1 protein-coding gene is annotated in these 1,401 nt (G+C 49.5%); it reads left to right on the top strand.

Annotated features, from left to right (window positions below; genetic code table 11):
• Positions 1-370: 370 nt before the first annotated feature.
• On the top strand, positions 371-736 hold the full coding sequence (locus BHC62_RS26210) for a hypothetical protein (protein WP_336604591.1): 366 nt from the start codon (positions 371-373) through the stop codon (positions 734-736).
• The last annotated feature ends 665 nt before the right edge of the window (positions 737-1,401 follow it).

The following is a 1,401-nucleotide window of genomic DNA, read 5'->3' as shown; positions in this document are numbered from 1 at the left end:
AGAGCATTGCCCAGACGTCGAAGTTTTTGGGCAATGGCACGTATGTGGGGCTGGCGCTGGATGTGGGGGTGGCGGGGTTGGAGATCAAGGAGGCGTGTACGAAGGATCGGGGCGAAAAGTGCAGCAGGGTCAAATATGTAGAAGGTGGGAGGCTGGCGAGTGGGGTGCCTGGGGCAGCGGTAGGTGGAGTCCTAGGTGCAGAAATAGGGCGTCGTGGGTGCAGGATAGTGCTTGGATTAGCAACTAAAGGTAAAGGTGAGCTTTTTTGTGGGATTGTCGGGGGCGCAGTCGGAGGCTCGTCCTTGGGAGCAGGTAGTGGCATTGTCGGTGCAAAAGTAGGCGATTTGGTATATGAATTTGGAGGGCTGCAATGATGACTGCAAGCACCTTTATTCTTATCCTGTTATTTGTGATGCCTTTTATTTGCCTAGGGTTAAAGCTGTTCGTGGATTACAGAAAACTAGATGAATTGGAAAGCTATTTCACAGAAAACGAAGTGGTACAACGAAACAAGCGTTTTTGGAGTAGGGGCCAAGCCATCGATAGAACCATGCGGGTGAGCATACTTGTTGGCTTTTTCATGCAGCCAAAAACTCACGTAAAGAGCAATGATGTGACGTGGGAAGAATTGAACTCGGTTCCTTTGACACTTAAACGCTGGGTATTGTGGCCGTTTTACTTGTCATTGATATATGGCTTGGCTGTCACTGCCTGGCTCGTTTGGTGCAAGTGGTAATCAAAGACCAGGGACCACCCTGCAAGATAGTTTTAGGTGTGGCGTTGAAAGGGCAAGCCCGCAAGAATATGAACATGTCATTAAATGAATTAACTCTGATAGCGCTGGCATTTGGAATGTTTGTTTGGGCCTGACCTTGTACGTCGAATACAAAAAACTAGATAAGTTGGAAAGCTAGTTCAGCGAAAACGAAACAGTGCAGCACTACAAGCGTTTTTGGGGACGAAACAAGTCGATTGATAAAAGCATGCGCATGGGCGTGTTTGTGCAGTTTTTTGTATGGCCTGCCAGCTATGTGAAAAGTGGCGAAGTGACGAGAGAGGAATTGGACTCAGTCCCGTTGGCACTCAAGTGCTGGGTCACCTGGCCGTTTTACTTCTCGGTGATCTATGTCGCGGCTGTGCTGTCTTGGTACGTTTGGCGCCAGTGGTAGCCTAGTTTTCCAAAGCCCAGCACTGCCTGGGCTTTGTCGTTTCCAATGTGAAAAAAACGCGGTTGTCGCAGGGCGATGTTCGCGGTCGTTTCTGTAGGTCTGCGGTGCTTGAGAAGTAGGCAACTTCCCAAATTTCATCCCCTAGCCGTTTTTCATCCCCGGGCTTGTGCCAGGCCCGTTCTGCTTACATATATTCCTACGCCCTATTCATTGCATCAGGGATGCGGGCGAT

The organism is Pseudomonas sp. 06C 126, assembly GCF_001855215.1.
GTDB classification, from domain to species: Bacteria; Pseudomonadota; Gammaproteobacteria; order Pseudomonadales; family Pseudomonadaceae; genus Aquipseudomonas; species Aquipseudomonas proteolytica.
Note: the sequence above shows the minus strand (reverse complement) of the source record. Positions and strands in the feature narration are given on the sequence as shown.